Annotated in this window: 2 protein-coding genes; both read right to left on the reverse strand. The window is 69.2% G+C overall.

Annotation, left to right across the window (positions count from 1 at the left end; translation table 11 throughout):
• Positions 1–99: 99 nt before the first annotated feature.
• Positions 100–2,697, reverse strand: coding sequence for an aminopeptidase N (pepN, locus tag ACWDO5_RS25980; protein WP_450532774.1), 2,598 nt, complete (start codon positions 2,695–2,697; stop codon positions 100–102).
• Between the two features lie 177 nt (positions 2,698–2,874).
• The gene (locus tag ACWDO5_RS25985; protein WP_450532775.1) at positions 2,875–3,903 is read right to left on the reverse strand and encodes an aspartate-semialdehyde dehydrogenase; all 1,029 of its coding nucleotides are present in this window, start codon (positions 3,901–3,903) and stop codon (positions 2,875–2,877) included.
• Positions 3,904–4,136: the final 233 nt, after the last annotated feature.

A 4,136-nucleotide genomic window follows, 5' to 3' on the forward strand; every position in this document is an offset into this window, starting at 1 on the left:
ACCCCGAGATCGACTCGCGCCGGCCGAGCGCCACCTGCAGCACCAGCGGGATGAGATGCGACTCAGGGTCGTGGCCCGGGGCGCCCTCCCGTGTGCTCGTTACGCAGCCGCCGCGTCCGCCGCCTGCGCCTTCAGTGCACGCTCGACGCCCGACCGCGACTCGGAGATCAGCCGCCGCAGCGCCGCGTTCGGCTCGGCCGATGCCAGCCACGCGTCCGTCGCGTCCAGCGTGGCCTGCGAGACCTGGAGCGAGGGGTAGAGCCCGACCGCGATCTGCTGTGCGATCTCATGGCTGCGGGACTCCCACACGTCCTTGACCGCCGCGAAGAACTTATCGGCGTACGGGGCGAGCAGCTCGCGCTGGTCGGTCTGGACGAAGCCCGCGATCACCGCCTCCTGCATGGCGTTCGGCAGCTTGTCGGACTCGACGACCGACGCCCAGGCCTCCGCCTTCGCCTCCGCCGTCGGCCGGGCCGCGCGCGCGGTCGCCGCGTGGCGCTCGCCCGCGGCCGTCTTGTCCCGCTCGTACTCCGCCGCGATCTCGTCCTCGTCGAGCAGGCCGACCGCCGCAAGACGCTCCACGAACGTCCACCGCAGCTCGGTGTCCACGGCCAGACCCTCGATCGACTCCGTGCCGTCGAGCAGCGCCTGCAGCAGGTCGAGCTGCTGCGGCGTCCTCGCGGTCGCGGCGAACGCCCGCGCCCACGCCAGCTGGTGGTCGCTGCCCGGCTCCGCCGCGTGCAGATGCGCCAGTGTCGCGTCCGTCCACTGCGTCAGCCCCGTCTCGCGCCACTGGGGCGCCGCGTACAGGTCGATCGCCAGCTTCACCTGGCGGTGCAGCGACTGCACGACGCCGATGTCCGACTCCTTGCCGATGCCGGAGAGGACCAGGGACAGATAGTCCCGCGCCGCCAGCTCGCCGTCGCGGGTCATGTCCCAGGCGGAGGCCCAGCACAGGGCCCGCGGCAGCGACTCGGTGAAGTCGCCGAGGTGCTCGGTGACGACCCGCAGCGACTCCTCGTCGAGGCGGACCTTCGCGTACGTCAGGTCGTCGTCGTTGAGCAGGATCACCGCGGGACGGCGGGTGTTCTGCGGGAACGGCACATCGGTGCGCTCGCCGTCCACGTCGAGCTCGATCCGGCTCGTACGGACCAGCTTGCCGTTCTCGTCGAGGTCGTAGCAGCCGATCGCGATCCGGTGCGGGCGCAGCGTCCCACGCGGCGGAGCCGCATCATCAGATACAGCACCCTTGGCGCCGGCGGGCAGGGCGGGGGCCTCCTGGCGTACGGAGAACGAGGTGACGTACCCGTCCTCGGAAACCTCGATCTCCGGGCGCAGGATGTTGATGCCGGCCGTCTCCAGCCACGCCTTCGACCAGGTCTTCAGATCACGGCCGGAGGTCTCCTCCAGCGCGCCCAGCAGGTCGGACAGCCGGGTGTTGCCGAAGGCGTGCGCCTTGAAGTACGCCTGCACACCGCGGAAGAACTCGTCCTGCCCGACATACGCGACGAGCTGCTTCAGCACCGACGCGCCCTTGGCGTAGGTGATGCCGTCGAAGTTGACCAGGACGTCGTCCAGGTCACGGATGTCGGCCATGATCGGGTGGGTGGACGGGAGCTGGTCCTGCCGGTAGGCCCAGGTCTTCATCTGGTTCGCGAAAGTGGTCCAGGAGTGCGGCCACTTCGAGCCCGGGGCGTACGCCAGGCAGGCGATCGAGGTGTACGTGGCGAACGACTCGTTCAGCCACAGGTCGTTCCACCACTCCATGGTGACCAGGTCGCCGAACCACATGTGCGCAAGCTCGTGCAGGATCGTCTCGGCGCGCGTCTCGTACGCCGCGTCCGTCACCTTGGAGCGGAAGACGTACTGGTCGCGGATGGTCACCGCGCCCGCGTTCTCCATCGCGCCCGCGTTGAACTCCGGTACGAAGAGCTGGTCGTACTTGGCGAAGGGGTAGTCGTAGTCGAACTTCTCCTGGAACCAGTCGAAGCCCTGCCGGGTGACCTCGAAGATCGCGTCCGAGTCCAGGAACTCGGCGAGCGATGGCCGGCAGTAGACGCCGAGCGGGACGCTCTGCCCGTCCTTCTCGTACGAGCTGTGCACGCTGTGGTACGGGCCGACGATCAGCGCGGTGATGTACGTGGAGATCCGCGGCGTCGGCTCGAAGTGCCAGATGTTGTCCTTGGGCTCCGGCGTGGGGGAGTTCGAGACGACCGTCCAGCCCTCGGGGGCCTTCACGGTGAACTGGAAGGTCGCCTTCAGGTCCGGCTGCTCGAAGGAGGCGAAGACGCGGCGCGCGTCCGGCACCTCGAACTGCGTGTAGAGGTAGGCCTGCTGGTCCACCGGGTCGACAAAACGGTGCAGACCCTCACCGGTGTTGGTGTACGCGCAGTCCGCGACGACCTTCAGCTCGTTTTGGCCCGCATGCAGATGCGGCAGCGCGATCCGCGCGTCCCGGAAGACGGCGGCGACGTCCAGTGCCTTGCCGTTCAGCACGACTTGGTGCACGGCCTGAGCGACCAGGTCGATGAAGCTCGCCGCGCCGTCCTCGGCGGAGTCGAAGCGCACGGTGGTCACGGACCGGTAGGTCCCGCCCTCCTGTGCCCCGCTCAGGTCGAGGTCGATCTCGTACGAGTCGACAGTCAGCAGGCTCGCTCGCTGCTGCGCCTCTTCGCGGGTCAGATTCGTGCCAGGCACGCTGTCATCTCCTCGGTTCGTGACGTTTGCGGCCATCCTTCCACGGGGCGCGGGTCCGTCGCCTGCCCTATTTGCCTGCCTGATCGCCTGCCTGATCGCCTGCCCTGCGAAGGGCCAGGAGCAGCACGAGGGCGGGGCACCCAGGGGGTGCCCCGCCCTCGCCCGTGTCCGCAGGCGTCAGCCCTTGAGCTCCTGGGCGACGAGCTCCGCGATCTGCACGGCGTTCAGGGCCGCGCCCTTGCGGAGGTTGTCGTTCGACAGGAAAAGCGCAAGGCCGTTCTCCACGGTCTCGTCGACGCGGATACGGCCGACGTACGAGGCGTCCTTGCCGGCCGCCTGCAGCGGCGTGGGGATCTCGGAGAGCTCGACGCCCGGGGCGTCCTTCAGCAGCTCATAGGCGCGCTCGACGCTGATGGGGCGCTCGAAGCGGGCGTTGACCTGCAGCGAGTGGCCGGAGAAGACCGGGACGCGGACACAGGTGCCGGAGACCTTGAGCTCCGGGATTTCCAGAATCTTCCGGGACTCGTTGCGGAGCTTTTGCTCCTCGTCGGTCTCGAAGGAGCCGTCGTCGACGAGATTGCCCGCCAGCGGCACGACGTTGAAGGCGATGGGGCGCTTGTAGACGCCGGGCTCGGGGAACTCGACGGCCTCGCCGTCGTGCGTCAGCTCGCTCGCGCGGCCGGCGACCTCCTTGACCTGCCCGTCCAGCTCGGCGACACCGGCCAGCCCGGAGCCGGACACGGCCTGGTAGGTGGTGGCGACCAGCGCGGCCAGACCCGCCTCGGTGTGCAGGGGCCTCAGGACCGGCATCGCGGCCATCGTGGTGCAGTTCGGGTTGGCGATGATGCCCTTGGGGCGGTCCTTGATCGCGTGCGGGTTGACCTCGGAGACGACCAGCGGCACCTCGGGGTCGCGGCGCCAGGCCGAGGAGTTGTCGATCACGACGGGTCCCTGTGCGGCGACCTTCTCGGCGAGCGCCTTGGAGGTCGCGCCGCCGGCCGAGAAGAGCACGATGTCCAGACCCGAGTAGTCGGCGGTGGAGGCGTCCTCGACGGTGATCTCCTGGCCGTCCCAGTGCAGGGTGGAGCCCGCGGACCGGGCAGAGGCGAACAGTCGCAGCTCGTCGACCGGGAACTTCCGCTCGGTGAGGATCTTGCGCATGACTCCGCCGACCTGACCGGTGGCTCCGACGATTCCGACCCTCACGGACGACTCCTTCGTACTGATTCGTACTGATCTGCTGGCCTAGGTGCTGCTCCATCATGCGTATGTCCCCGGCCGACTTGTCCAATCCATTGTCCGATGGCCGGGACATGTGACGCAGAACATGCCGGCGGGGGGGGGGGGGGGCGCAGACGCCCCCCCCCCGCGGGTGCATGCTCAACACCAACTCGGGGTGGGCCCGGGGGGCGGACGGCGAGGGACGAACCCGGGGCCGC

The sequence above is a fragment of the Streptomyces sp. NPDC000880 genome, from assembly GCF_053599675.1.